The sequence below is a fragment of the Rufibacter sp. XAAS-G3-1 genome (assembly GCF_013623775.1).
In the GTDB taxonomy this organism is placed as follows: domain Bacteria; phylum Bacteroidota; class Bacteroidia; order Cytophagales; family Hymenobacteraceae; genus Nibribacter.
On the sequence record NZ_JABFAM010000020.1, the window covers coordinates 59,594 to 84,512 of the forward strand.

Annotated in this window: 25 protein-coding genes; 12 read left to right on the forward strand and 13 right to left on the reverse strand. The window is 50.5% G+C overall.

Features of this window, described 5'->3' with window-relative positions:
- Positions 1-221: 221 nt before the first annotated feature.
- The 3 genes from HHO50_RS18645 to HHO50_RS18655 all read right to left on the reverse strand — a co-directional run bounded on the left by HHO50_RS18645 (position 222) and on the right by HHO50_RS18655 (position 2,300).
- On the reverse strand, positions 222-1,538 hold the full coding sequence (locus tag HHO50_RS18645; RefSeq protein ID WP_181308319.1) for an ATP-binding protein: 1,317 nt from the start codon (positions 1,536-1,538) through the stop codon (positions 222-224).
- Positions 1,539-1,765: 227 nt separating this feature from the next.
- Positions 1,766-2,011 carry a hypothetical protein gene (locus HHO50_RS18650; RefSeq protein WP_181308320.1) on the reverse strand — a complete coding sequence of 82 codons (246 nt, stop codon included), beginning with the start codon at positions 2,009-2,011 and terminating at the stop codon, positions 1,766-1,768.
- On the reverse strand, positions 1,995-2,300 hold the full coding sequence (locus tag HHO50_RS18655; RefSeq protein WP_181308322.1) for a hypothetical protein: 306 nt from the start codon (positions 2,298-2,300) through the stop codon (positions 1,995-1,997). The genes HHO50_RS18650 and HHO50_RS18655 overlap by 17 nt, the downstream gene beginning before the upstream one ends.
- A 600-nt stretch (positions 2,301-2,900) precedes the next feature.
- Between HHO50_RS18655 and HHO50_RS18660 the strand changes: the two genes are divergently transcribed.
- Positions 2,901-3,089, forward strand: coding sequence for a hypothetical protein (locus tag HHO50_RS18660; protein WP_181308324.1), 189 nt, complete (start codon positions 2,901-2,903; stop codon positions 3,087-3,089).
- 66 nt (positions 3,090-3,155) lie between these two features.
- Here the strand turns inward: HHO50_RS18660 and HHO50_RS18665 are convergent, their stop codons facing one another.
- Entirely contained in the window at positions 3,156-4,187 is a 1,032-nt protein-coding gene (locus HHO50_RS18665; RefSeq protein WP_181308326.1) for a Fic family protein, read from the reverse strand.
- 3 nt (positions 4,188-4,190) lie between these two features.
- Positions 4,191-4,433 carry a hypothetical protein gene (locus HHO50_RS18670; RefSeq protein ID WP_181308328.1) on the reverse strand — a complete coding sequence of 81 codons (243 nt, stop codon included), beginning with the start codon at positions 4,431-4,433 and terminating at the stop codon, positions 4,191-4,193.
- 509 nt (positions 4,434-4,942) lie between these two features.
- Between HHO50_RS18670 and HHO50_RS18675 the strand changes: the two genes are divergently transcribed.
- The 3 genes from HHO50_RS18675 (at position 4,943) to HHO50_RS18685 (ending at position 6,455) form a co-directional block, all read left to right on the forward strand.
- Positions 4,943-5,341 carry a hypothetical protein gene (locus HHO50_RS18675; RefSeq protein ID WP_181308329.1) on the forward strand — a complete coding sequence of 133 codons (399 nt, stop codon included), beginning with the start codon at positions 4,943-4,945 and terminating at the stop codon, positions 5,339-5,341.
- A 103-nt stretch (positions 5,342-5,444) separates the two neighbouring features.
- Positions 5,445-5,939, forward strand: coding sequence for a hypothetical protein (locus HHO50_RS18680; RefSeq protein ID WP_181308331.1), 495 nt, complete (start codon positions 5,445-5,447; stop codon positions 5,937-5,939).
- Between the two features lie 18 nt (positions 5,940-5,957).
- A complete protein-coding gene (locus HHO50_RS18685; protein WP_181308333.1) occupies positions 5,958-6,455 on the forward strand; it encodes a hypothetical protein in 498 nt (165 codons plus the stop codon).
- Between the two features lie 74 nt (positions 6,456-6,529).
- Here HHO50_RS18685 and HHO50_RS18690 read toward each other — a convergent pair whose 3' ends face one another.
- Positions 6,530-7,495, reverse strand: coding sequence for an IS110 family transposase (locus tag HHO50_RS18690; protein ID WP_181308335.1), 966 nt, complete (start codon positions 7,493-7,495; stop codon positions 6,530-6,532).
- A 386-nt stretch (positions 7,496-7,881) separates the two neighbouring features.
- Between HHO50_RS18690 and HHO50_RS18695 the strand changes: the two genes are divergently transcribed.
- Both HHO50_RS18695 and HHO50_RS18700 read left to right on the forward strand, forming a co-directional pair.
- On the forward strand, positions 7,882-8,742 hold the full coding sequence (locus HHO50_RS18695; protein WP_219921587.1) for an AraC family transcriptional regulator: 861 nt from the start codon (positions 7,882-7,884) through the stop codon (positions 8,740-8,742).
- Positions 8,743-8,842: 100 nt separating this feature from the next.
- Entirely contained in the window at positions 8,843-9,136 is a 294-nt protein-coding gene (locus tag HHO50_RS18700; RefSeq protein ID WP_181308337.1) for a putative quinol monooxygenase, read from the forward strand.
- A 430-nt stretch (positions 9,137-9,566) separates the two neighbouring features.
- On the opposite strand, the gene HHO50_RS18705 is transcribed toward HHO50_RS18700, so the two are convergent.
- The 3 genes from HHO50_RS18705 to HHO50_RS18715 form a co-directional block, all read right to left on the reverse strand.
- The gene (locus tag HHO50_RS18705; protein ID WP_181308338.1) at positions 9,567-10,553 is read right to left on the reverse strand and encodes a hypothetical protein; all 987 of its coding nucleotides are present in this window, start codon (positions 10,551-10,553) and stop codon (positions 9,567-9,569) included.
- A gap of 398 nt (positions 10,554-10,951) precedes the next feature.
- Entirely contained in the window at positions 10,952-12,586 is a 1,635-nt protein-coding gene (locus tag HHO50_RS18710; protein WP_181308339.1) for a toprim domain-containing protein, read from the reverse strand.
- 85 nt (positions 12,587-12,671) lie between these two features.
- Positions 12,672-14,261, reverse strand: a complete 1,590-nt coding sequence (locus tag HHO50_RS18715) for a DUF3945 domain-containing protein (RefSeq protein ID WP_181308341.1) — start codon at positions 14,259-14,261, stop codon at positions 12,672-12,674.
- A gap of 125 nt (positions 14,262-14,386) precedes the next feature.
- Between HHO50_RS18715 and HHO50_RS18720 the strand changes: the two genes are divergently transcribed.
- Entirely contained in the window at positions 14,387-15,124 is a 738-nt protein-coding gene (locus tag HHO50_RS18720; RefSeq protein WP_181308343.1) for a M23 family metallopeptidase, read from the forward strand.
- Here the strand turns inward: HHO50_RS18720 and HHO50_RS18725 are convergent.
- From HHO50_RS18725 to HHO50_RS18740, 4 genes are all read right to left on the reverse strand, one after another.
- Positions 15,103-15,465 carry a hypothetical protein gene (locus tag HHO50_RS18725; protein WP_181308345.1) on the reverse strand — a complete coding sequence of 121 codons (363 nt, stop codon included), beginning with the start codon at positions 15,463-15,465 and terminating at the stop codon, positions 15,103-15,105. The genes HHO50_RS18720 and HHO50_RS18725 overlap by 22 nt on opposite strands.
- Positions 15,465-17,462: a conjugal transfer protein MobC gene (gene mobC, locus HHO50_RS18730; RefSeq protein ID WP_181308347.1), complete on the reverse strand. Its 1,998-nt coding sequence runs from the start codon at positions 17,460-17,462 to the stop codon at positions 15,465-15,467. Before mobC ends, HHO50_RS18725 begins: the two co-directional genes overlap by 1 nt.
- Positions 17,463-17,665: 203 nt before the next feature.
- Positions 17,666-20,107 carry a relaxase/mobilization nuclease domain-containing protein gene (locus HHO50_RS18735; RefSeq protein ID WP_181308349.1) on the reverse strand — a complete coding sequence of 814 codons (2,442 nt, stop codon included), beginning with the start codon at positions 20,105-20,107 and terminating at the stop codon, positions 17,666-17,668.
- Positions 20,092-20,538 (reverse strand): hypothetical protein, encoded by a 447-nt coding sequence (locus HHO50_RS18740; RefSeq protein ID WP_181308351.1) that lies wholly within the window; start codon positions 20,536-20,538, stop codon positions 20,092-20,094. Before HHO50_RS18740 ends, HHO50_RS18735 begins: the two co-directional genes overlap by 16 nt.
- Before the next feature lie 1,318 nt (positions 20,539-21,856).
- On the opposite strand from HHO50_RS18740, the gene HHO50_RS18745 reads away from it, so the two are divergent.
- The 5 genes from HHO50_RS18745 to HHO50_RS18765 all read left to right on the forward strand — a co-directional run bounded on the left by HHO50_RS18745 (position 21,857) and on the right by HHO50_RS18765 (position 24,917).
- Entirely contained in the window at positions 21,857-22,600 is a 744-nt protein-coding gene (locus HHO50_RS18745; protein WP_255478817.1) for a ParA family protein, read from the forward strand.
- A gap of 13 nt (positions 22,601-22,613) precedes the next feature.
- A complete protein-coding gene (locus tag HHO50_RS18750; protein WP_181308355.1) occupies positions 22,614-23,114 on the forward strand; it encodes a DUF3408 domain-containing protein in 501 nt (166 codons plus the stop codon).
- Between the two features lie 314 nt (positions 23,115-23,428).
- Entirely contained in the window at positions 23,429-24,229 is an 801-nt protein-coding gene (locus HHO50_RS18755) for a hypothetical protein (protein WP_181308357.1), read from the forward strand.
- A 34-nt stretch (positions 24,230-24,263) separates the two neighbouring features.
- Complete coding sequence (locus tag HHO50_RS18760) at positions 24,264-24,581, forward strand: DUF4134 domain-containing protein (protein ID WP_181308359.1); 318 nt, start codon at positions 24,264-24,266, stop codon at positions 24,579-24,581.
- Between the two features lie 12 nt (positions 24,582-24,593).
- Positions 24,594-24,917: a DUF4133 domain-containing protein gene (locus HHO50_RS18765; protein ID WP_181308361.1), complete on the forward strand. Its 324-nt coding sequence runs from the start codon at positions 24,594-24,596 to the stop codon at positions 24,915-24,917.
- The last annotated feature ends 2 nt before the right edge of the window (positions 24,918-24,919 follow it).

The window sequence follows — 24,919 nt, forward strand, 5'->3', positions numbered from 1 at the left end:
TTATGTATGTATTTATTTATGCACACACGCACCGGGAGAGCCTCTTTTCTTCCCTTTTGTAATACAACTATTCTGATATAGGACTACTAGTTGGAATCCTGCCTTACGATCTGTTTCGCCAAGGCTGAGTCGCCGAATGCCGTATGAGTAGCTGTCGGTTCGGCCGATTAGCGGCCGATTAGCGGCCAATTAACGGTCGATTCGGCCAATTAGCGGCCGATTCACTTAGCCAGCAGATACTTGGAGCCCCTTCCCTTGCCGGTCTGCACCAGGATGCCTTTCTCGACGAGCTGCCGCAGCTCTTCGGTGGCCGTGGTCTTGCCGATGCCGTTTATCTTCTGGTAGCGGGCATTGTCGATAAAGCCGTGTTCTACCGCAAAGGAGACCGCCGCCAACTGCCGGTCGCTGAGCCCCCTTCTCCTTAGGTGTTCTTCGGCAAGCTGGTTCTTGGAGAGGGTGATCATGAATCCGCCGTCCTGCTCCCTCATCTCCGGCTCGGGAAGCGCGGCCTCCCGGCAGGCTTCCAGGATCTTGAGGGTACCTCTCCCCCAGGAATCGATGTACCCGCCTTTGAAGCAGACCTCGGCGATCACCGGGTTCCTCGGCCGGGAAGGGTGCTGCCTTCTCAGGGCCTCCAGGGAAAGGCCCTCGGGCAAGGTACCCTCGTTCCACATGCTGAACCGGTCATCGTACACCCTGATCTGCACCATGCTGCCCAGGTAGCTCCGGTGCACCAGGGCATTCAGGAGCATCTCCCGGATGGCCGCCACGGGATACTCCCCCTTTTCCACGCGCTGCAGCCCCTCGAACTCGATGGCCTTGGTGAGGAACTTTTGATTAAGCTGCCCGGACACCTCGCCCAGAAGCCGGATGAGGTTCCCCTCCGCGGTCTCCTGGAACCTCAGGTCCGCGTCACCCTGGCCGAACCGGCCCATTTTGACCTGAATGTTCGGATAGAAACGGCCCGGGTCCCTTCCAAAAAGAAGGATGGCCGCCCGCTTCAGCCGTCCGTTATCGGAAAGCCGCAGCTTCTCCAGGAGCTCCGCCACACTCAACCCCGACACATCAGGCAAACGGCCTGCCCTCCCGGCATCCTTCAGGAAGATTTGGACGCTTTCCCCATCGATATCCTCCAGCGTGGCGGCGGGCTCCAGCACATCGTCCCACGTCTTGCCCGACTTTCTCAACAGGAACTCCGTCAGGCTATGGCCGGTCAGCTCCATCTTGGTGCTGCCGCTTCGGTAGTAATACCTGCCCCGGAGGGAGATGGCGATGGAGTAGGGAGGGGTGATGATCTCGATGTAATGCTTTCCTTCTTTCTCGTGGAGATTGACCTCCACCAGGATACCCAGAAGGTCCTTGATCTTCTGGGGGATGAGGTCCATCAGGTTCTTGAAGTCCGGCACATGCACCACGTTTCCGCGGTCATCCACGCCGATGAAAATGGTGCCGCCTTGGGCGTTGGCAAACCCGCCTACCCATTTCAGGTAGTCATCGTGCCAGCTTTGCTTGTACTCGATATTATGCTGTTCCGGCATCGTGCAGTAAGGTAGAACGTTCCTGATGGGTGAAATTACCCAAAAAATGGGAAACAATCCTTCTGCAGGTGCTAGGAGGCACCCCCCAAGGTTTACAGAGTTGGCCCGGCTAAACTCCAAAAGGGCGATCGGTCTTAGCTTCGGGATCGGAACAGGTAGGAAAGGGAAACAAAACGGTAAAACTGCAATAGCCCGGAGGCAGGCCGGGCTATTGCAGTTTAGGGAATCTAGGCGGACAGCAGATGTGCTGGGTGGCCCAGTGCCTCCAGGAAACAGGGCAACGCTGCCCGGCTCTGCTCGGGCACCTGGCAATCCATTACCTCTTCGATAAACCTGATTATTTTCTCCAGGGGGCAATCACCCATCATCCTGTACTGGGGGGAAGCGAGGAACTTCTCCATTAACTCGGTGCTCTGTACCCTTACAATAAATCCTTCTTTCGTGTGCAGTACAATTTCATGGCTGTGATTCATGGCATTCGTGGTTACTCGGTTGGGGGGACGCGTAGATAATTCTTACCAAAGTCAGGAAATCAACGTTGACGAGCTTTGCGAATGCCTGCAGCTCGGATACCCGGAAGGTGCTGGGGTCTTTTATCTTCGCCTGCAGCCGTACGGTATTCAGGCTGAGTTTTCTGGCGATATGGGAAACCGGGATGATCGCAACTACCTCCCCGAGGCTCTTTATCTTACCTTCCTCCAAGCCAATCTTCACCTTCACGTATCGTAAGTCATCCTCAAAGTTTATCTCAGTTGTTTTCATCGGGGGCGTAATTGAAATCTTTGACAAAGCATCTAAAACTATGAAGCCCTGTCCTGCAAGTCCTGGGAGTGAGCGAAGCGCAATAAGTCAATTTAGTTAAGTAAAATACGAATCACTCTGAATACCTGCAAACAAGCGGGACACGAAAGCCAAAAAAAATATCACCCGAAAGAACCCGGGATTTTCCAACCTCGGAAAACAACTTCCCATCGCATGACCAGGAATACCCTCCTACCCACAAAAAATAAAAGGAACAAACGACGGGAGGAGCCCCTGCTTGGTTTTACCACCGGCCACCCGTAGGGATACCGTTGCCGGCAGGGGAATCGTTCCATCAGTCACCTCCGGCACGAAAGTCATTTCCTTTAGTATTTAGTATTATATACGATACGTACCAGCAAATGATTACAAAAAGTACAGGTATAGGAAACCCCGGTTAGGGGCTTATTCCGGAGGGCAGGTTCGGCCGCCTACCGGTCAGCAACTGGAAAAGAGGCAAGAGCCTGATCCTGGCGGCACTACCCACCGGGAAGAAATCCAGATCGTTCGGTAACCGTATGATAGAACTTTAGGGGTTGGTATAAAGTAAAGGGGAATGCGATGGAGACAGTCAATACAATCATCTTCCTAAGCCTTACGATAGGGGTTATCTGCACCTTTCTGCTCTGGCTCCATGACCGGAAGCCCTACCTGGAACAGGAGACCTATAAGGCCATCAGCGTCATCTCCTTTGTCTTCAACATCACGGGTAGCTTCCTCTGTTTGAGTGTCCTGCTCAACTGGGGGTAAAGCACCCTTTGCATAGGCAAAGGCGCGGTGCCCCTTAGGCCCGGTGGGTCCGTTGGGAGGCGATTTTTAAACCAGCTTGGGGCCCTTCGTTTTTTGGGTTGGCTCCTCCCCTATTTTCTGCCCTTGGGCTATTTTTTCCAATTGCAGAATAGAGTACCCGAACCGTTTGGCGTCTTGGAAGTCCTGGGAGGCGGGTGCCACCCCGGGGTGGTTCATAATGGCCTGGATGACGGTTTGGAAAGCATCTTTGTGTCTGGCGATTTGTTTTCCGTCAAACCGTACGGCATGGAACCGTTGCAGGAAAGCATCGATCGGTTCCATCCCCCTCAGCACCGGGTACACCTCGGTTAGCCGGAGGAAAGTAACGTCAAACTCCCGCTTCACCTCCATCCGCAGGAGTTCCTGGGATAAAGGAGGCGTAGGCACGGCGGAGAGGCGACAGGTCTGCCCGGCCCCTTGGGTGGGCACCGGACCGGTCACCGTGCGGAGCATGTTTTTCAGACCTTCCAGGTCCCTGCCTGGGGTCCCATGGACCCGAACCATGGCCAGATCCCGGCCGTGGTTGTACGCCTCCTTGTTCCTCAGTTGGTTGAAATCAAGGCGGAATCCTGCCTGCCGCGCCAGTTGGGAAAAGGCGCTCTGCAGGCTTCGGCCGTTGCCTTCCCGGAAAGGGTGGGTATAGTTGTACTGGTCCAGGTAGAAGGCGGCTCGGTCGATGAACCGTTCGAGGGGCAGGCCTTTCAGGTAGTTCTCCTTTTCCAATTGCGCGGCTAAGGCCTGCAGGTTCCGGTCGATGTCCGGGTAAGGGGCAAAAACCATGATTTCCCGGCTGCCCGTCGCCTGGGTAGGCTTGTGCCCCTGGAACTGGCGGTCGGCCCTGGTTTCCCCCGCCCAGGGATAGATATCCCCGAAGATAAACCGGTGGATCTGCTGGAAGTGGTCTGTGTCGAATTTGCCCCCCGGCACCCCTCCCCTTTGCTTAAGTTCCTCCACACTGGCCCACGCGATGTTTGCTTCCGCCTTCGACAGGGCATGGGCATCGGTAATCCCTAATGTATTTAAGAGAACGCCCTGACTGTCGGTGAATAGATCAGCCATAGGCTACGTGGACGGGGAGCTGTACCGGCGCTTCGTTTCCGCGATGATCCGTTCCTTTACCTCCGCCAGGGAAAGCTCCCCGTCCACGTAGCCTTGCATCAGCTCGACCGCGAAACCGTCGGGCATGGGGGCATTGGTCAGGATCCCCGCCAGGGAACTCAAAGCGGACTTCTCCCTTTCGTTCCTGGCCTCCACCTGCTCCGGGGTCAACCCCGGCTGTGCTGGCTTAAATACGTCTAACAGCATAGATCTAAGTAGTTTGGAAGGATAATATACGCCAAAATACCGGCCAAGGCCAATAGATTTGGGTATACCTATATAACCAAAGGGGAACGACGTTAATTCCGGGCGGTAGGCTGTGGGGCGAAAATCAGGACAACTTGCCACCTGGAAAGCTTGCCTTTTCCCCGGTAAGAGTAATGAAAGGTATAGCACTGCCACTTCAGGGGAATGGGGCGGTAGTAGGCAAGAAGGAAAGCTGCATTTAGCCCAGAATCAGCCTTATTGAGCATAACTACCATCAAGAGAGAAAACCTCCCCTGAGAGCGAAAAGGGGGTGGGATTTTGGTACTTACGCGGGGCGGGGAAACTTTCGCCGAGTTGCTTTATATTGCCTAGACTATATAGTATATTCGGCAGTCCGGTTCCGGTTATCGGTTGATTTTGGGTGGATATATGGATGTTTACCTCTAACCAAAGTGCCAATAACCGGAACTGCTCCTTATACCCAGTAGTTGGGCGTAATAAGAAACAAAATGAATAGAAGAATTACCTTAATTGCATCATTAGTATTATTAATTACTTTCCAAGTTAAAGCTGAAAATTACAAAGCAGTTGGTGCTTTCTTTGATTTAATGGAAAATGCTGCAATTTTTGGGACATGTATAATTTATATATGTCTCTACTTTTATATACTTAAAGAACGGAATTTATTAGGATTTTCAATATTTGCTTTAGCTATTTTTTGCGGTTTTATTGGCTTGTTCTTTTTTTGGCCAAATCTCGACTTGTCTATTAACGACCGATATTATAATGAGAGTGTAAATGATTTGATTTTGGGTGCTTTGTTAATTTTACTAAATGCAGTTGCAATTTTACTTTTAATATTTAAATCACTTCGTACTAGTATTCGAATTGCATTTCGAGGAAGATAAAGTTAAAATTACTCCGCCCAACAAGGTGTAAACATCAGCCTTCGGCCGACGGCCTCGCCCGCCGCTTACACTAGCCGTTAGCGGTAATTTAAAAAAAAATAATATGGAAAATAGTGAAGTTAAAAACTCATTGGACAGGTTGAGCCAAGAAATAGAAAAAGAATTCGATACAGTAATTCTTCGTAAAATGTTTGCTAAAAAAACCAGCGGACTTTTTAGGACTATTTACCCAATCGAAAGTTCAAACCTAACTGGGAAAGAAAATAATGTTTTTGGGCCAAGTTTCCCAAAATTAAAATCTTTCAACGATAATGATGTAACATATGCTTGCTTAGTTTTAGTAGCAGTAAATGACCAAGGCTTTATTTATAATAGAAACCTTCAAACAAATAAGTCCTCATTTAATGACGTTATCAACTTTTGTTCAAAAGATTTAGGATTAAAAGTGTATGATGGAGGACAAATAAAGATGAGTTATGCAATGTCAAGTGGAATGGACACCAACGACATCTATTCAACTAGCGACACATTAATTTCTGATGACATCTATTCCAAACTCGGAAGTGTTGCATATAGAAGAGTTTTATATTATTTATAACCTTAAAAACCAAAAAAAATGGGACTATTTGATTCGTTTCTCAAAAAAAAGCAACCTTCACTAGAGGAAATATTAAACATAAATATTGCTGAAATATCAAAACTTGTAGAAAAAGAATTCAATACTAAAGTGCTAAAATATGGAGTTTGCAAAGAAGAAGACGGCAAATTTATAGACCTTTTTATGTTTAAGCCCTATTCAGCAAAATACCTTTGTTACTTATATATTCCAATAGATGAAAACAATTTTGTAATTACAAATAATTATTACAAGAATAAAAAATCAGTAATTTCTTTTTTAAACCCAGGCTTTCATGCAGGTGACTTTAGAGAAGATATAGAGGTTTGTAGCTTCATCCAAAGAGCATTTGGGGGAGGAAATATAGATAATTTTGAAGAGGAGGTTATAAATCACCACAGTGATAAAGCTAATATTGTAGAGGATATAGACAAAATTGAAAATGTTAGATATAGAGCAATTTCATATTTTGTTAATGACAACTTTTGCACTCTTTAATATTATAACCTAATAATTTATGAAATTAAGAAAAAAAACAACCGCTAACATGAACTCTGTTAAAGTCAAGGGAATTAGGCGGAAATTCTTTTATAATCCGGTTGGTAGGGAATACCGGAATTCACAATGGCAAAAGCCTGTTTTAAGAGCTTATTACACACCGCAATCAGCGCCAGTTTCTTGTTTTTACCCCTTGCCACGAGCCGCTGATACAATTCCCTACAAGCCGTGTTTGCCCGCATCGCCGTCAGGCTGCACATATACAGTTTGCTCCTGATCTGGCCGCCACCCATCTTGGTTATCCTGACTTTTCCCCGGACACTGGAGCCGGAGCTGTACTCCCTGGGACACAGACCCGCCTTGGCAATGAGCTGACGATAGGATCCGACCTGCCTGAAACCACCGTAAAACAGCAACAGCATACCCGCCGTTTTCTTTCCGATCCCCGGGATGGAACTCAGCAACTCCAACTGCTCCTTGAACTGTTCCTGCAGGTGATTATCCAGCTCCTGCTCCAGCAGGCGAATCTGTTTCTGCAGCATCAGTGACGTGAGCTTTAAAGTTTTCAGGGTCACTTTACTGCTGACCGGCTGTTGCTCTAAAGCCTCCAGGGAGTTAAGGGTCATGGTTTTCTGCTTAATGAGCTGTTCAATGGTTTGCTCCAATTGACGGCATTCCACCAGTTGCGCATCATCGGGCTGCCAAAGCTTCAGCTCATTTTGCTGGCCGTAACGCATGATCCATTGGGCGTCTTTCCGGTCGGACTTGCCTTTGCCCAGATGCATCTGAATAAAGCGTTTAATGATCAACGGGTTAACCACCGCCAGTTCTGCGCCTTGCTTGGCCAGGTAATAAGCCAGGCGCATGTAATAGGAGCCCGTCGCCTCCATCACATACAGGCTCTCCGGCCCGCAAATTTTAACCAGCTTCCGGAAACCCGCCTTAGCATTCTCTACCTCCAGGTGCTGGGGCTTGCCAGCTACTGAGTGGCAGACAGCCAATGTTTCCTTACTCACGTCAATACCGACAACAGTTTGCATAGCTTGGGATTTTTAGTAAGTTTAAAAAAAGACAAGGGAGAAGACTATTGTAGCTTTATCTATCCTGATGCAAGCTCTCGGGCTTTATGGAACTCTTCAAAGTGACAATAGGAAAGGAAGGGGATTATCATGTTAGACAGGCTCGCAAGGGCCTCATTGTATAATAAATCTTATTCCTTCCTTTCTTCTCTTTTATACAAGTTAATTAGTTTTTGCAAACATAGGATTGTATAAAAGTCAGCCTTCGGCCGACGGCCTAGCACGTTGTTTATACTAACCGTTGTGTGCAAGGCTAAACGACCTCTTCATCCAAACTTTAGCAAACAATTTTTGAATATAAATTTAATACATTTACAATGCCAAAGTGTTTTTAAGACAATAATTTTATGGATATTATAAACTTTCCTGAACATTTATTTGAAAATAACTACACGGAAACATCAGACCTGCAAATTGCTAACTACGAAGTGCATAAACATGTTTCCAAAAATAAGATTAATCTAAACAAAAATGCATTCAGTTTTTTGTTGGACGGACAAAAGGAAATTCACTTTTCGAATGACATCGTTTCGATAAATGATACACAATCCTTACTCCTGGCATCGGGGAATTTTTTAACAACAGAAATTGTAGGGGCAAATAGTTACAGCTGCCTGCTCTTTTTCTTTTCTCAAAAAAATATCAATGATTTTTTATTGAAATATGGACATCTATTCAACCCAAGGGACTTTCATATAACAGCCACCAATAGCCCCTATTTCCTTATACAAAAAGACAATTTTATTATCCATTTTATTAATTCCATTCACCTGATTTATAGCTTGAATCAAACAATCTCTCAAAAGATTCTGGAATTAAAATTTGAAGAAATTATGTTGTATCTGGCTGATAAGTATGGGCAAAGTTTTTTTGCTTATCTCCATTCATTGTTAATCAATGAAAGGGAATTATCTTTTAAAATGGTCATTGAAAAAAATCTGTACACGAGTTTGAATATTGATGAGGTCGCTTTTCTGTGCAATATGAGCTTGTCTACTTTTAAGCGAAAATTTAAACAATTATATCAAGAGTCTCCAGGAAAATGGTTTCAACTAAAACGGCTCAACAAAGCCAAAAAGTTATTGCTTAATAATGAAGCGACACCGTCAGAAATCTATATGGACTTTGGTTATGATAGCTTATCAAATTTTAGCACAGCCTTTAAAAATGAATTTGGTTATAGTCCAAAAAACATTATGAAAACTTGACCTTTTTTCATAAGTTTTTGAACTAAATAAAAAAGCCTCACAAGCTTCAATGAGCTAAATTTGTTAAAACAAAATTGGTTTAATTTAAAAATAAAAAGACATGAAAAAATTAGGATTATTAGTTCGACTAGAAGCAAAAGCAGGAAAAGAAAAAAATGTTGAAGAGTTTATTACAAGTGCATTGCCACTTGCTAATGAAGAAGCGGGTACTATTACATGGTATGCGTTCCGTATTGACACTTCTACATTTGGCATTTTTGACACTTTTTCAGATGAAGAAGGCAGAGAAGCACATCTTGGTGGTAAGATTGCAAAGGCGTTAATGGAAAATGCACCTGAATTGTTGGCTACTGCACCATCTATTGAGAAATTGGACGTTTTAGCGGCTAAATAAACATACCACAATTATTATAAAATGGCAGCCTGTCAAAGTTCTGTAAATGAATTTGGACAGGTTGCCATTGTTTACAAAACAGCTTGATAATAAATTAAGCTTAGACTGACGAAGAAACCCAGCACACAACAAGGGTTTGCCAAAAGCGGAGCTGAAGTGCTTCTATTAAACATTTCTGCAAGGTTCAATAGTAGTAATTCTATTGACTTTTGTGCTAAAAAACTCCGCCTTCGGCAAGCCCCGAAACGTTCGAGGAAATGTCACACACGGGAGCAATAAGGGACGGGGAAAGAGAGAATGCAACGGCTGGCCGAAACCTTCCTACTTCACCTAGTAAGTGCCGGGCAAATTGCAGGTGTTTTACAATTGTAAAACCATGGGAGGGACAGCTCAAGGGGCAAGTACGTTTACCCGCCCCTTGAGCTGTCCCTTAAAGCGCCATCTCGGCGATGTTATGGAAGGCTCTTTGGTCGGCCTTGAACCGCTCGTTGATAGTCAAGGCCGATTTCCCATTGAACAGGGCATAATTGGCGGCATTGTATAAAAGCCATAGATTGGCGTCGGCCTGCAACTCCTTTTCCTCGAACCGCAACCGCTCCACGGCCAAAGAAGCCAGTTTCTTCGGCAACCCCGCTTGGAGAATGACTTTCTGGACGTCTGCCTCCGTGGGGAGTGCCACCTCCACCAATCTTTGGTAAACAGTGCCGGTGACCGAGTGGCGTTGGGCGGTGAAATTTTCCAGGATCTTGGCAAGGTGCTCTTTGAAAAACGCCAGGTTCAATCCCTTGTGGTGGAACGTCTCAGCTAGTAGCTTCTCTTCCTTTCTGATCCGTTCGATCGTGACGTGCTCCACTTTTTCCTGCAAGGCATCCCGGTACTTTTTAGGTTGGCCGTTCGCGAGCCATTCAAAATACGCTTCATACCCCATAAATTCGTCGGCCCATCCCATCAGCCCGTTGGCGCAGATCTGGCGGTAATAGGAAACCTTTACTTTTTCCTCGTTGGTGGATTCAATGGAGGAGCCCTGGATGGTAAAGGGGCTTTTCCCGGTGTAGGAATTCGTGATGATCAGGTTCTTATAGATGCGCTCGGGGCCTACGTTCAGGCTGTCCGGTAACACGATGTTGATCCCGAAATCCCCCAGCGGAGTAAAACGGGCATCCAGGACATACTCGGGGGCCACGCTGTTGACCACCTCCCGCAGCAACTCATTGGGGATCAAGGTGTATTCATCACTTTGCAAGGCAAAGACGTGCTGCGTGCCATCAGGCATAGCGCCCACGATCGCCCGTTGCCGGTCGGAGGGCAGCAGCTGGTACGATCCGGGTAAAAGGGCCTGCAGTTTCTCTTCCCGGACCGGGAAACAGAGTTGTTCCCAGGAAGTTGATCTTTCGAGATGTGCGCTTTGGGTTGCCATGGTCTTGGGGGTTTTAAGTACAATTGTTAAACCGCTTCCTATACTATATATACGATTTGTATAATTTTATAGATACATTTCGTATGTATTTATTTACCCACAGCATCTTGGTTCCCTAACTTTTCCCCCTTTGCTTTCTTTTGATTTTCCCCTGTTTAGCAGAGTACTACCTAAACAAAAGCCAACCCTTACCTTGCTTTGTAATTGATTTGGATGGATTGACCGGATGGATTCAGGGCTAGAAGCCTGGAGGAAAATCTGGGGGAGCAGATTTGTCGGTACGGCCGAAGCGAAGCGTCGTCTGGAAAGGCTTCGACCGGTAGGGAGCCTTCGCCTTTACAAAAAAAAACCAAACCCGTTTCCGGATCTGGTTTTCGCTGTTTGCCCAGCGGTGAGGTCTACCGTTTGTGGCTTACGCGGGAGATTTTCTCCTTGGTGTTAGCGGGGCTGTCTACTGGTTTATTCTTCCGCAATACTTCTTTGTTTTCCCTGTCCGATACTCCCTCTCCTTTCTTCTCCATCTGCAGCACCTGTTGGCTCTCCTCATTCTCTTTCCCTAAACCAAAGGTTTTCTGGAGCTGTTCGTAGCGCCCTGGCTGCAGAACCACGAACTTCAGGTCGTCCTGCGTCAGCTTTTCCCCTAGGCTCTTTTTCAGGTCATTTTTATTGATGTCCGCCAGCAACTCCGGGTTTTTATGGATGGCTTTGATCAGCTTCAGATCCTCGTTATAGTCATTCAAGATGGCTTTCTCGATCTTTATCTTTTTCTCCAACCCTGCCGCTGAGATCAACGCTTGGTTGAACTGGTGCAGGGCGAAGAAAGTAGTCGGGATCTCCACGACCAACTGGCTTCCAGTAATGTTGAATTTAATCTTATCCTTCTCCAGTTCGCTTTTGACGACGTTCCCCAATCCCTCCTTCCTCAGTTCCTCATCGATCTGCCGGTGGTACGGCTTCAGTTCCCGCATCAGCCGGTCTGCCAGGTCCACGACGGCATCGGGTTCGTTAGCACCCGCTTGGCCCTGCCCGCTGGAGAAAGCCAGCTTAAGGGTATTTTTGGGGTTCGCCAGCCGTTGGGAGGGGAATTTTTCGGCAGTTAGCTCCCTCAGGAACATTAAATCATAGTAGGCTCCTTTCTGGTCATTGTCATTGGCCGTTACGTACTGAAAGTCAGGGCCCGTGTTGCCTTTGGCTTTCAGCTCCTTGATGGTTTGGATCTGGTTGAGGGTTAGGTTCCCGCCATAGGAAACGTACAAGGTGTTTTGCGGCTTCCGGAGTTCCTGGAAGCTGAGGGCGTCCACCGCACTTTCCACCAGCACGATCCGGTCCAGCTTTTGGGGCATGTTGGAGTGCCAGACCCCGTTGCTTCGGTCGGAGCCTTCCGCGTGGGCCTTGTAGTCCCTGTTCCGGATCTCCAGGCCCACCATCCGGGTGTCATGGGCCAGGTGGTAGGGAAACGCCACGTTGGTGTAGACGGGTCCCGGTTTGGCCGGATCCTGGTACTGCACATTGTAGATACGCCCGATGAATTCCGGTTTCTCCAAGGTTTCCAGCGAAATCCCCCTTTCCCGGAAGAAGTCTCTCTTATAAAGCGGCTTTAGTTGATAGTAGTCGATCAGAAAGGGATGCGCCTCGATGTTGTGGAGGGTTCCGGTATCCACCAACTGTCGGTTCCGATGCTTGGCCGGTTCCGGCAGTTTAAGGTAATTGTACAGGATGGAATTCACGTTGGCGTTTTCGTTCCGGTCGTTGTTTTGCGGGAACAGGGTGCCCAGCCTCCTTTTCACGAAATTGATCAGGCTGCCTTTGTCCGTGTCATCCTCGGGGTTCCAATAGCCCTGGTTCCCCGGGTTTGCCGGGTTGAGGATGATGATCCGGTCATTGGTTTGCGGGTTGAAGAAAACCGGGGTTCGGGACCCCTTTCTCACCTCATGGTGGTAACCGTTGGCGGTGGCCAGCTCGATGATGGAGATTTCCTGGCGGAAATCCTCAAAACTTTTGGCATCCGGGTATTTACTTCTGAAATCCTCCATAAGTATAGAGTGAAGGTGTATAAAGGAAAGGGGGAAGAAGTCCAGACCGATCGTTTCCGTGCCTGCTGGGCAGTCCCCACGCGGTTTACAGTTTTGGCCCCCTTCTTTTGGCGGCCTTCGGTTCCGGCTCCTGCTGCTGCTTGCTTTTCACGCTGTCGGTATGCTTCACCGTTTCGGCTTTGTTCCCCTCGTTGTTGGCGGCCACCTGTATTTTATGTTCCGGTTGGAGGATTTGGTGGACAGCGGTAGCGGGCAAAGGGCGGAAAGAGAAACCCTTTTTGGCGGGATCGATTTGCACAGTAGCCGAAAACTCCTGGTTCTTCTCGTCTTTCATCCCGGCGATGGGGGTAGGCTTGCCTTGCTCCAGGGATTTCTTTTGCTCGTCGGTCAACAGGACCCCCTTCAACGTATTCGGGATCTTGATCCGGTCGGCCCGGACGGCCACCAGTTCCTGGGTATCCCGGTCTACCCCGATATAGGCCTGGAATTCCTTGTTGGTGGACCTATCGGTGAGGGTTACCTGTTTGTTCAGGTTTCCGCCTTCCTTCAGGTTTTGCCGGTCCTCGGGGGAAAACGCATAGCCCAGATAGGTCCTGGGGACATCCAGGTGGGCCCGAACGCCATGGAACACAAAGGTCGGCTTTCCGGAGGGGTCTTCCGCCAACCGGAACTTTCCGTCGAGGGACACTTTCACGCCCCCTAAGTCCCCTTTCAGCCCTTGGAGCAGGGAGGTCTTTTCCCCATTCAGAAGCTTGGTTAGGTTATCGGTTTTTTCCAACAGATCCTTCGTGAGACCTAGTTTCTCGGCATCTTTCCAATTGATGTCCTCCGGGTTGAATTTTGTTTTCTGCATGTCTAATGTTTTGTCATAGGATGGTTGGGCAGCCTTAGGCAGGCCCTCGTCGATCTCGGAAGATCCTACCTCATCATTCTTTACGAAGGAAACCATGTTCCTGAAATCCTGCCGTAACGTTGTCTTTGGACTACCGTCCTCCCCTTTGATCAAAAGGGCCATGTTGCTTAGATTCTGCCGCCAGGTCAGCTTACCCGTGTCCTCCTCCGGGTATTGCCACCTATCCTTTTTCCCCTTCAACACAAAGGAGTTATTCCCTTCCGGGTCATGGGGTAGCTTTTCCAGCAGTTGTTGCTGCTTGTCGTCCGGAAGATAAACAAAGGCCCTTTCCGTGGGATCGGTCATCCCGGAGGTCCCGGTTTTGCCTTCCAGGGGTTTACCCCCTTTGGTCAGATCGGCTTTCACCTCCGGCCAGCGCTCCTTTATTTCCCGGGCCGCGGTACCGGGCGATTTGGAAACCGGTGCCGCCAACCCTTCTAAAGAATCGGAAGTACCGTAATTGTTTTTGAAATTAATAATAAAGTTACCCAGAAACCCTTTGTGGGGAATTATTTCAAAAACGGGGGCCTCCGCTTTCCTGGGGGAAGAGGGATTAGGGAGCCCTGTTTTTCCCTGGGGATCCTTCCCGAGGAGGTGGACCTCCCCCGTTTCTTTGCTCAAGGTGAAAAGGTGCTGGGGGGATTCCCCTGGGTGCGGGGCTTTCCCTTCCGCCTGGGAATGTTCCGCTTCCAAGCCGGATTGCTGTTCCCTTGCCGAGGTCATTTCAGGTTTGCCTGTGACGCTATTTCCTGTCCCCATCAGGGGCGATGCTGTCGTTGCCATGGCTCTAATTTTTTTAAGTTAAAAATCAACTGGCCGAAAGAAAGACATAATTTATTCACTACATAAATAAACGACCACTTTATTTGCTCGTATAATTCATATTACGAATAATTTAAAAAAACGGCATGACGTTTTACTTAAAATATGCTGCGTTCGCCTTGCTAGGATTAGGGAAGGTACCAGGGCAGGCCCAGTCTCTCCCGGTGGCCCAGGATCTATTGCCCTGGGAGCAGAAATCGGAGGCGGAAAAACGCCGGGCCTCCCTGCTTTGGCTGCGAAAAATGGCCCTGCAGGAAGAGATCACCCGCGTCACGGAGGATCTTTTAAGGCAATCGGCCACCTACGGCGAGGTGTTGGACCTCCTCCGGATCTCCCGGTTTGATGCCCGGCTCCTCCGGACGATTCCCAGCCTGGTGCCGCTCAAGCATTCGTCGGTTAAGGATTTCAGGGTTAGCTCCCGGTTCGGGTACCGGAAGCATCCGGTGAAGGACGCGGTTCTTTTCCATGGGGGGATTGACCTACCGGCTCCGAACGGCACCCCGGTGTATGCCGTGGCTGATGCGGTTGTTTCCCAGTCCGTATCCCTCCATGCCTCGCTGGGGAACTTCGTGCAGCTGGACCATCGGAATGGGTTCTCCACGGTCTACGGCCATCTGCTCCGGTTTATCGTCTCCCCGGGACAACCCGTGCAGCAGGGACAGGTGGTGGGCTATGTGGGGCAGACGGGTTTGAGTACGGGGAATCACCTGCATTACATTGTCGTCAAAAACGGGCAGGCCCTGGACCCCCTGCCTTTCTGCTTTTTGATGTACGAGAAGTTCAGGGCGGAAGCAGGCACCCCCTATTCCAGACGCTCAAAATAAGAATCCAGGTTTTCCACCTTGTCTTCCGGCCTTAGCCGGGGGGTAAACATGGAATTGTCCTCGGCCAGGATATAATTCAGGTTGAAGTCCTGCTTCAGGTAGTAATTCAGGATCACCAGCAGGTTTTCCACCGTTCCCCTGCCAGCGGATTCCAGCCGCTGGATGTTGCCTTGGTTTAAATCCAGCTCCTTGGCCAACCGCATCTGGGTTAGTTTCGGCTTGATGGACGTGCGGATCTCCAGCAGCCTCTTCCCGACGAGGGCCTGAAACGCTGCCGTATCCATGGGGACACCCGTATCGCCGGGCTGTATATGCTCTGATGCTTCCTCAATATGCTCCATTATGTTTGTTTAGATGCTGGTGCCGGGGCTTCTGCCGTTAACCTGGCAAGCTCCGCCCGGACGAGGTCTGCTATATCGGCTTTGATTTGCAGGTAGTTTTTTTGGATGATCTCCTCCATGCGGTCTCTCCCGGTTTCATCCGTGAAATTCGTGATCACCGGGATTTCCTGATACGTACGTTCCTCTTCCTGCACCGCCTTGACATCGATCTTGATTTTCCCGTGGAATACCTTTTGGGTGATTTCCTGGCCCAGGTTATCCGCCACCGCCCCGACGAACATCCCCTGGGACAGGTTGGCGATCTTACTGGCCGGGATCATGCTGTCTAATTGGGTCGAGGTAGAGGAAGAGGTGGAATCCCGGCTGACGGAGACGCTTTGGCGCTTCTGCAGGATCCGGCCGAACCGCTCCGAGAGCTGCTTGGCGCTGTCCCCTACCACCTGTCCCGAGAAGATGTTCCCGATGGTGTTCTTGATGACCGTGGCCTCTGCCCGGCCGTAATCCCTTTCCAATTGGGAAAAGTCCTGGAACCCCAACAGGGTGCTCACCTTATTGCTTCTGGCGGTGGCAATCAGGTTATCCAGCCCTTTGAAGTAGATGGTCGGCAGCTCATCGATGATGACGGAGCTTTTCAGCTTGTGTTTCTGGTTGATCAGTTTGATGATCCGAGCATTGTACAGCCCCAGCGCTGCCCCGTAAATGGCTTGCCGGTCAGGGTTGTTGCCCACGCACAGCACTTTCGGGGCCTGGGGGTTATTCAGGTCCAGCGTGAAGTCATTGCCGCTCATGACCCAGTAGAGCTGCGGGGAGGCCAGCCGGGACAAAGGGATCCGGGCACTGGCGATCTGGCCTTCCAGCTGTTCCATGGCCCCTCCCTCAAAGGCGGAGACGAAGGGTTTGACATAGTTCTCTATCTCCGGGTAACTCCCCAGGATCGGGAAGATCTCCTCGTACTTCCGGCTCAGGAACTCGATGGCGTGGGGGAACGTACAGTACTTGCCGTTCTCGTACAGCCGCAGGAACCAAATGATGGCCGCCAGGAAGTTGATCGGGGATTCCACGAAAAACTCCCCCTGCTTCTCGATCCATTTCTTATTCAGGTTGAGCAGGATGGTGTAGGAGCTCTCGTAGGCATCGATGATATCGCTCATCATGGAGGGCAGGAGCGGATTACACCGGTGGCTTTTGGCTGGGTTGTCGAAGTTGATGACGTAAAAGGCGGGCTTTACGGGGTACTTGTCGTAGTTCCGCAGCAGGGTGTTGTAGGCGATGCGGGAGAGGTCATCAAACTTATAGTCGTAGAGGTATAGGGCGAATCCCTTGGCGATGTGCTGCTTGATGAACTGGTTGACCACCGCGAAGGACTTACCCGAACCGGGCGTTCCGGTGACCCCGGTGGCCCGGAAGGGATTGACGACGTTGATCCACCCCTTTCTTTTTTTTCCCTTCCATTGGTACTCCGTGGGCAGGTTAACCGAAAACTCATTCTCCAGCAACCCCTCCTCCTGGGGAAACGATTCGTTTTCGGCATTGAAGATGTCCTGCATCAGGTCCAAGTGGAATAGCCGGGTCAGGTAATTCCCGCCCTTCAGCAGCAGCAGGTAGCCAAAAACCAGCGTACCGATGTAAAGAAGGGCAGGGAGGGCCAAAAGGGGGAAGAGACGCACCAGCAGGTCAGGGGCGAAAAACAGCAAGGAACCCAGAAGCACGTAGAAACCGATGCTTTTCCCGGAGACTTTCTCTGATTTGACGCCCTTGGTCCCCAGGCAGGAGATCCCCAGCAGCAGGAGACTTGCCCCTTTGGAATAGAGGGGCTCGGAGAAAAGGCCGCTTCCTTTCGCCAGCTTCAGCAAAACGGAATCCAGGAAAGGAACCGTCCAGCCGTTAGACTGAAAAGCGGAATAGCAAAACCAGTACACGTGGATCCCGAGTAAAAAAATACTGAGGATCCGGGTGAAGTCCATCAGCTTGGATAAGGCTCTTTGATCTTCGTGCATCTGCTGAAAAGGGTAAGGTCCAATCGAGTTTCGGGGCAGTGAGTCGTGTTAGGTTCCGGGGAAGGTCAGCCCCAAGGCAAATATATAGATTCCGACTATATGTACGGCCCCACCCCGACGAGGGGAGGCGTGGAAAGAGGTCCCTTTCTGTCCCGGTATACGGGCAAGCCCTATCCATGGGATGAATAATAATGCCCAAGGGTTCACCAACGCGGGCGGCGGCGCTTTTTCCGTTTCTGCTCCGGCCGGTGTTCCTCCTTTTCCCCTTGCTCGTTCCCGAAGACGGCGGCGGCGAAATCACGGAAGAGAATCCCCAATCCCTCCAGCAAACGGGCCCCGTGGGTTGATTCCGGCCGGTACAGGCGGATCAAGGCGGCATTCTGGCTAGGTTCCCGCAAGGTATCAGCCGGGTATTCCGCAATTTCCTTTCGGATGAGGGGGATCAGATCGGTTGCCTGCCGTTTATCCGCTCCGGGTTCTTTTGGATTACGGGGCAGGGTATCCGCCAGGCGTTGATCTATCTGGTCTGCCAGCGGTTTATTTATCCTGTGAATCAAACTTAGGACGTCACGGGTAGCTTTCAAGTCATTCCGTTGGAGGGCTTGGCTCAGGGTGACCAGCACGCGGTACTTCGGGGAGACGGTGACCTCCCCGGTCTGCGATTCCCGGAAGACGAGACGCTTGACGCTGGCCTCCGTTTCCGGGGTGAAGCCATGGGAGGTCAGCAGGTTGGTTAACATTGTTCCCGCTTTCACGAAGGTGCTCTCCGGCAGCGTATGGTACCCGAGCAGATACCCCCTCCTCTCCCCTCCCCTTCCGGTGATCGGTTTGATGAGCAACCCGTTTTCCAGCAGATGGGAAAGGATCTGGGGGTAGCCCCCTCCTTTGTCCATGCCTTGGAAGACTTCGGCGGCGTACTCCCGGTTGGCGTAACGCAACAGCAGATGCCGGTCCGCCTTGGGCAGGTACCGCAGGATCGGGGAACGGTCCAGCCCCCCGATCCGCTCCCCTAGCCTCAAGACATCGTAGGGCCGCTTCTCTGGGGCCTGGCACATGGTTTTGAGGATCTCCCGGTCAATTTTATGGAACACCGGGATCTCTTTTTCGGGCACCGTGAGTTTCCCTGGGGGGACCGGGACGCCCAGCAGGTGGGAAAGGGTCGTCTTCGGCACGGTATACCCCACGGCGGGACTCTTGGAGGAGTGGACGCGCAGGTCCTCCCCTTTCTGGGAAAACGTGATATGGAGGGCGTACAGGAAGCTTAGCTTTTGGCGCAGGGGCAGTTCCCCGTTCGATTGGACATAGTGGAGCAGAGGCGGCGTATTCGCCTGGAAATACCCGTTCTCTTTCTCCTGCACCTGGGGCAGTTGCTTTTGCCGGTATTCCATGAAATTCCGGACGGCCAACTCGGCCTGCCTCCCCTCCAGGTGGGGAACCTGATTTTGCAAGTGCAACGCAAGGGCCCCTGCCAGCTGCGGCAAGGCTTGGATGAGGGTGCTTTCAAAGAAGTAGGTTGGGTCTGTTTTCCGGTAGCCATGGTAAATACGCACCAGTTCCTGGTTCGCCCGCTGCAGGTCAGGGCGGGCCAGGGTCGCTGCGGCAAACCGTTGGCCAAGGGCAGCGGAGGAATACGCGGCGCCCAGGGCTTGGCTATCCAGGACGGTCTTCGTGTGGGCGTCGATAAAGGTGAGGCCGGCCAGGGTATTTTCTTTGCGCTCCCGGCAGACCACCTGTATCCCCTGCTCTTGCAGCCTTTCCCTGAAATCGGCTAACGTGAGGTACGGATAAGCGGTGAATACAGTGGTTATCTTGCCGCCGAGGGTTGCCCGGACGTTGCTGTCCCTAATCTTTTGCTCGTCCTCGGTGAACTTGGCCGACAGGGCGGGCCAGCCCACCTCTTTCCCGATGCTGCTGGCTTTGATCCGGCTGCCGACCCTCTCCCCTGCCGGGTTGATGATCCCGTAAAACAATCCCAGCGTCTTGCTAGGCTCGCTGGGGTCAGTTACCTCATCCACCGTCACGTGGTATTGGTTCAGCAGGGCTTTGTATTCCGCCAGGGAGGAAAACCGGTACTCCCGGGCGGCGGAGCGCACCACGGAGGCAATGGCGCTTTTCGTGTCCGTCTTGCCGTACTCGATGGCGGGCACATCAATCGGCTCGAAGACATTTTTCCCTTTGCTTATCTTCTCGCCGGCGGGCACCAACCCGTATTTCGCCTCCAGGTCTTTCCGGATCTCTTCCGACCGGTAACGGTCCTGGCTGCTGGGGATGGCTTTGCCGTCCAGTCCGATGCTGACCGAGACGAGGTGCAGATGGGTCCGTTCAATGTCTTCGTGCTTGTAGATAAGGTAGGGTTGCTGGCCGTAGTGCATCCGCTCCAGGTACTCCCGGGCGATCTCCGTCAGCTGCTCGTCGCTGAGTCTGTCCTCCGGGTCTGGGTTCAGGGAAACATGGAAGGTCGGCTTCCCGATCTTCGGGTTCAGCCGGAGATAGGCCTGCAGCCCCTGGATCTTGTCCTGCAGCGTCAGCTCCTCCGGATCCTTGAGGTCATTGATCAACTGCGCGTACAAGACGCTGGAGTGCTCCTTCTCATTGTACTTGATCAGACCGACGATGTCTTTCCCTCTGATTATCCTTGCAACCATTTTTCCCTGAGCTGAAGTAGGATCGTGTGGAATTCGTTTTGCGCCTTCCCCAGTTGGGCGGTCAACTCCACCAGCTTGGCCACCTCCGGGGGGACCGGCCTCCCGTCGGTCAGGGAGTTTATCTTCTTGACGACCTGGTTATAGTTCGTGCCGATGGCCTTGATCTCCCGGACCAGGTGCTGCATTTCCGTGGCCAGCAGCACGTTCGTGCTGTCCCGCAGGGCGAGCTTCTGGTGGAACATGATGTCATGGTACATCTCGGATTTATGCCGGTAGGAGGATTGCCGGAACCAGTCGTCCAGTTTTTTGTAATCCTTCTCGGTGACTCGGAACTTGATTTCCTCGGAGGCTAGTTCCTGCGCGGGCTTGGGCTTCCGCCCGCCCCTCCCCTTCTTTTTCTCGGCGGGTTTCTCTTCATTTTCATTTTCCATGGGCGTGCTCTTTCATGACGACGTCGGCAAAGCGGTTTTCCTCCTGGCATTAGCGACCTCTCCGGGGGAAAGGGTTTGAGTTTTTGTGGAACAAAAACATATCTTGCTTTTTGCTGACGCAAAACATACCACTTTATACTGGAATTGCCAAGGGATGGTTGAGCAGAATCCAGAAGGCGTGCCGGGAAACTGTTCCGACAGAGCCCTGAGAGCGATAAAGGTAAATAGCGATGTAAGTAGTTAAGCAGTTATCGAACCATAGAAGTAAGTAGTTAGGCGGATAGGGAAAGGGATAGGTATCTAGGTAGGAAAGCAAGTGAGCAATTGGGAAACAAAAGACTTATCTGTACCTTTGGGGATCCAAACGGGTAAGCAGGTAGACAAATAGACGGTTAAGCAAATAAGTAAATAGATACTTAACCAAGTATACAGATAGCTATTTAGGGAATTACGTAAATAAGTAGTTAAGCAGGAATCTACATCGATAGTTAACTATTTGGATAAGCAGACAGATAAGCACAAACTTACAACGCTATATACTTAACTAAGTATGAACCCAAAAAAGCAACCTGGTGCATAAGTAAAAAGATAACCGGGTATATAGAGAAACAAGTATTTAGACAGGTAGACAAATAGACATATACCCTATCATCTACCCCCCCCCCTCTCCCGATATATACCTAGACAACTACTTAAATAGATAAGTAAATAAACACCTAGATAGACAATTAGGCATATACACATTTAGCTATCTGCTTATATAAGTATATAGACAAGCAAGTAGGCACCATAACAAGTAAACCGACAACTAACCAAGCAAGTACTTAGACACACAACTAGACAAACATCTAAGCACCTATCTAGGCCGATAATTAGATAAACAAGTAAACACCGAAGCAAGCATCTAAACATTTATCTTTATACTTGCTTGAATAAATAAGTATTTATACAGCTAAGTAAACAATTAGGTAAACAGCTAAGCAACTACATATGTAAACACATACTTATATAGGTAGTTAATTAACTGGAAGATTAAGCAAGTAGACAAGTAATTATTTAGATAGGTTTGTAAGCAGACAAGGAAGTAGGTAAGTAAAGAGAGAGGCAAGTGGTTAGACATTCGATTATCTAAGTAAATAGGAGCATGGGTGCTTAAGTAGTTGCACAACTAAGTAGGTGGAAAATCAAAGCCGGTTAGGAATGACATAAGCGGCCACGCAAACAAGTAAGCATCCAAGTAAACAAGCATCTATCTACTTACTTGTCTAAATAGACAGGTAAGTAGACGGTTGAGTAAGTAGAAAAGCAAAAGACAATAATGACGAGAGAAACGAAATTTATTTCATTTTTTAACCAGAAGGGAGGGGTGGGGAAATCTACCCTGGAGATTTTGATGGCCAGCTACTGCCACAATGTGCTGGGGTTGAAGGTGGCCATCCTGGATGCGGACTATCCGCAGCTGAACATCCATAAGCTAAGGGAAGATGAGATCAACATGGTGCGGCGGCATGAGGCCTACCAGGAAGCCTTTGCCGGCCTGGGAAAACCGGTGTACCCGATCGCGAACACCAACCCGGCCGAATCCGTGAAGGAAATGGATATCTTCCTGGAATTGGAAGCAGGGGAGGAGCCGTACGATATTGTGTTTGTGGATCTGCCGGGTACCATCAACACGCCCGGCGTGCTCCAAACCATCAGCCAGCTGGACCACATCTTCATCCCCTTGATTGCGGACCAGCTCGTGATCAAAAGCAGCCTAGAATTCGGCTTGTTGGTGAATGACAACCTGATCGGGAAGCCGAACGTCAACCTGAAATCCCTTCATTTCTTCTGGAACAACGTTGTCAAGTCGGAAAAGTCTCACCTATACGAGGTGACGAACTCCCTTATCCAGGAAGCGGGCCTGCATTGCCTGGAAACCGTGATCGGCCAAAGCGTGAAATTCAGGAAACCTGAATTCAGGTCGACCATCTTCCCGATGCAACCCGCCCTCATCAAAGACACCAACATGGTCCCGTTGATTGAGGAAGTCTTAGCGCAAATCAATGTCTCCCCTAGATAACATAATAACCAAGATGGCAAAGAACAGAAAGAGCCCAGCATTTGATGAAAGTCTCCTGATTGGAAGCATAAGCGGTTTGAACAGAAACAAAGAAGCAGCGCCGCAACCGTCACCGGCTCCCCAGCCGCCAGCGGCCACCGAACCCTTACCGCCGGAGGAGGTAGCCCCGCTGGAAAACAAGGCTACGCCGGAACCCGAGAAGAGAGAGGCCCCGACCAGCACCCCGGAGCCAACCGAGGGAGAAAGCAAAGGAAAGAAAGAACCCAAACCGGCCGCTACCGCCAAATCCCAGGGAAAGGGCTGGGAGTACGAGCGTTTCCTGCAAGGCACCCCGGGCCGCAAAGACGCCCGGGCGTACATCTCGGAAGCCCACCACAACAAAATAAGGAGGATCCTGGCCTTCACGGACAAGAAAATCGGCATCACCGATTACCTGGAGAATGTCCTGGAGGAGCACTTTGAGCGGCACGAAGCCCAGATAAAGGAACTATACGCAAAGCACCTGGGAAGCTAACCTTTTTTTTAAGCAATGCCAGGCAGAGGCTACCACGGGGGAAACCCCGGGTAGCCTCTTTTTTTTACCAATTGTAAACCGGGGAACAAATTTAAAAAATGTTATAAATATTTACCCCATAAATATTTATTACCGTATAGCTTCTAAAGTATTCATATTATAAATATATTAGCGACACTTACCGAAAGCCATCATCCTTAACCTGAAACCTGATTATCCGCGGCAGACAGCAACTATTCCAAGTACTTCATGGCGTAAGAACCGGCCGGAAGTGAGTTCGTTATCCCGGCCCTACAGGCCAAAATGTTACGATTATGTTTGAAGGCATTACCTGGGGACAATTCTGCTTTTTCGTGTTAGGCGCGGTCACCGTCTACTATCTCGGGGTAGGGGCGGTGTATTACCGGGCAGAGGTGCTGGCAATGCTCGGGAAGAAGCGGAAACCCAGCGGCCTGGTTCCCGCCCCCGCCAATGCCCCGGTACCGGCTTTCTCGGCGCTGGGCAGTACGCCCGATTATGGCAACAGTCTGTCCAACGTTTCTGCGCCGGGCACCTTTGAGGACACGAAGGCAGGGAATGCCTTTGAAGCGGAAGAGTTTGAAGGGCAGGATCAGGAAGAAGAATACCAAGAAGAGGAATACCTGGAGGAGGAATACCTGGAGGAGGAATACCTGGAGGATGAATATCAGGAAGAAGAATACCGAGAGGAAGAGTACCCGGTAGGGGAGGGGCTTCTGGAGGAAGAAGAGCTGCTTTTCGGGGAGGAGGTAGACCTGGAAAAACAATTTATCTCTTTCGAGGCGGCAGATTCCCCGGAAGTGGAAACGGGTGGGATTTCCGTGCAGGAGCTTAGCCGGACCGTAGAGCTTCTCCAGCAGGAGGATATTTCCGGCAGCGAAAAAGGGGAGCTGTCCAAAAACCTGGAATTGATCGAGGATACACTGCTACTCCAATCCCTGCTTTCCGGCAATGCCCGGGCCCGGGAAAAGCTGGATTCCCTGATCGGGGATAGGTGGCACGAAGCAGCCGAAGAGGAGACGGTGAAAGGGGAACAGGTGATCAAGGATTCCTTTGCCGATGTGGACGTGACCAAGCTGATGAATAAGATAGTGTAACCCTTCATTTTTTAACCCTCAAATCTCTAGAAACATGAAACGAGTAGCAACAAGACAGGTAGGATGGGCCGTGGCCGTGGTCACCCTGGTGGGGATCGCCCCGGAGGTATTTGCCCAGGGGAACGGCGCGGCCGGCATTGAGGCGGCCACGGCGGAGGTGACCAGCTATTTTGACCCGGCCACGAAACTGATGTATGCGGTAGGGGCGGTGCTGGGCCTGATCGGGGGGGTGAAGGTATACTCCAAATGGAATAGCGGCGATCCCGATACCCAGAAAGTGGCGGCGGGATGGTTTGGCAGCTGCATCTTCCTGGTGATCGTCGCGACGGTGCTGCGGTCGTTTTTCCTTTAGAACCTTCCTTCCTTGGCCAGTTACCACATCAACAAAGGGATTAACAAGCCGGTCGAATTCAAGGGGTTGAAGGCGCAGTACCTGGTGTATTTCGCGGCCGGGCTGCTGGGCATCTTCCTGGCCTTCACCATCCTCTACATCCTCGGGGTCAACCTCTACGGGTGCACGGCCGTGGCCATTGGGGCGACCAGCCTGTTATTCCATTTTGTCTTCAAATGGAACCGGGTGTACGGCGAGCATGGGTTTATGAAAAACGCGGCGGCCCGCAGACGGCCGAACTACCTGATCAACCAGGGGAAGTCCTTAAGAGTGTTACGGTATAAGAAAAAGCGGTAGGT

Excerpts from the sequence above, each read along its gene's own strand:
- HHO50_RS18715 (WP_181308341.1), bottom strand. The coding sequence starts at position 14,261 with ATGGCAACGACAGCATCGCCCCTGATGGGGACAGGAAATAGCGTCACA.
- HHO50_RS18725 (WP_181308345.1), bottom strand. The coding sequence starts at position 15,465 with ATGGAGCATATTGAGGAAGCATCAGAGCATATACAGCCCGGCGATACG.
- HHO50_RS18675 (WP_181308329.1), top strand. The coding sequence starts at position 4,943 with ATGAATAGAAGAATTACCTTAATTGCATCATTAGTATTATTAATTACT.
- HHO50_RS18740 (WP_181308351.1), bottom strand. The coding sequence starts at position 20,538 with ATGGAAAATGAAAATGAAGAGAAACCCGCCGAGAAAAAGAAGGGGAGG.
- HHO50_RS18760 (WP_181308359.1), top strand. The coding sequence starts at position 24,264 with ATGAAACGAGTAGCAACAAGACAGGTAGGATGGGCCGTGGCCGTGGTC.
- HHO50_RS18645 (WP_181308319.1), bottom strand. The coding sequence starts at position 1,538 with ATGCCGGAACAGCATAATATCGAGTACAAGCAAAGCTGGCACGATGAC.
- HHO50_RS18660 (WP_181308324.1), top strand. The coding sequence starts at position 2,901 with ATGGAGACAGTCAATACAATCATCTTCCTAAGCCTTACGATAGGGGTT.
- HHO50_RS18710 (WP_181308339.1), bottom strand. The coding sequence starts at position 12,586 with ATGGAGGATTTCAGAAGTAAATACCCGGATGCCAAAAGTTTTGAGGAT.
- HHO50_RS18755 (WP_181308357.1), top strand. The coding sequence starts at position 23,429 with ATGTTTGAAGGCATTACCTGGGGACAATTCTGCTTTTTCGTGTTAGGC.
- HHO50_RS18685 (WP_181308333.1), top strand. The coding sequence starts at position 5,958 with ATGGGACTATTTGATTCGTTTCTCAAAAAAAAGCAACCTTCACTAGAG.
- HHO50_RS18690 (WP_181308335.1), bottom strand. The coding sequence starts at position 7,495 with ATGCAAACTGTTGTCGGTATTGACGTGAGTAAGGAAACATTGGCTGTC.
- HHO50_RS18700 (WP_181308337.1), top strand. The coding sequence starts at position 8,843 with ATGAAAAAATTAGGATTATTAGTTCGACTAGAAGCAAAAGCAGGAAAA.
- HHO50_RS18665 (WP_181308326.1), bottom strand. The coding sequence starts at position 4,187 with ATGGCTGATCTATTCACCGACAGTCAGGGCGTTCTCTTAAATACATTA.
- HHO50_RS18735 (WP_181308349.1), bottom strand. The coding sequence starts at position 20,107 with ATGGTTGCAAGGATAATCAGAGGGAAAGACATCGTCGGTCTGATCAAG.
- HHO50_RS18705 (WP_181308338.1), bottom strand. The coding sequence starts at position 10,553 with ATGGCAACCCAAAGCGCACATCTCGAAAGATCAACTTCCTGGGAACAA.
- HHO50_RS18720 (WP_181308343.1), top strand. The coding sequence starts at position 14,387 with ATGACGTTTTACTTAAAATATGCTGCGTTCGCCTTGCTAGGATTAGGG.
- HHO50_RS18680 (WP_181308331.1), top strand. The coding sequence starts at position 5,445 with ATGGAAAATAGTGAAGTTAAAAACTCATTGGACAGGTTGAGCCAAGAA.
- HHO50_RS18655 (WP_181308322.1), bottom strand. The coding sequence starts at position 2,300 with ATGAAAACAACTGAGATAAACTTTGAGGATGACTTACGATACGTGAAG.
- HHO50_RS18670 (WP_181308328.1), bottom strand. The coding sequence starts at position 4,433 with ATGCTGTTAGACGTATTTAAGCCAGCACAGCCGGGGTTGACCCCGGAG.
- HHO50_RS18750 (WP_181308355.1), top strand. The coding sequence starts at position 22,614 with ATGGCAAAGAACAGAAAGAGCCCAGCATTTGATGAAAGTCTCCTGATT.
- HHO50_RS18650 (WP_181308320.1), bottom strand. The coding sequence starts at position 2,011 with ATGAATCACAGCCATGAAATTGTACTGCACACGAAAGAAGGATTTATT.
- mobC (WP_181308347.1), bottom strand. The coding sequence starts at position 17,462 with ATGCACGAAGATCAAAGAGCCTTATCCAAGCTGATGGACTTCACCCGG.
- HHO50_RS18695 (WP_219921587.1), top strand. The coding sequence starts at position 7,882 with ATGGATATTATAAACTTTCCTGAACATTTATTTGAAAATAACTACACG.
- HHO50_RS18745 (WP_255478817.1), top strand. The coding sequence starts at position 21,857 with ATGACGAGAGAAACGAAATTTATTTCATTTTTTAACCAGAAGGGAGGG.